This window comes from Pelomicrobium sp. G1 (assembly GCF_051905455.1).
Lineage (GTDB): Bacteria > Pseudomonadota > Gammaproteobacteria > Burkholderiales > UBA6910 > Pelomicrobium.
Map to the genome: position 1 here is coordinate 1 of NZ_JBQACR010000577.1, position 238 is coordinate 238.

The window sequence follows — 238 nt, forward strand, 5'->3', positions numbered from 1 at the left end:
CAGGACTCGGCGGTGCACGGCATCCTGGTGCAACTGCCCCTGCCTCCCGCCATGGACGTCCAGCGGGTGTTCGAAGCGGTGGCGGCGGAGAAGGACGTGGACTGCTTCCACCTGCACAACGTGGGGCTGCTGTCCATCGGCCGGTGGGGGCTGGCGCCCTGCACCCCGGCGGGCATCCGGCTGCTGCGGGCCCACGAGGGGATCTCCTGCCGGGGCCAGCACGCCGTGGTGGTGGGGG

1 protein-coding gene is annotated in these 238 nt (G+C 73.1%); it reads left to right on the forward strand.

Annotated features, from left to right (window positions below):
• Positions 1–238 (forward strand): tetrahydrofolate dehydrogenase/cyclohydrolase catalytic domain-containing protein (locus ACTFO6_RS19695; RefSeq protein WP_439935984.1); only part of this gene is annotated, 238 nt, incomplete at both ends.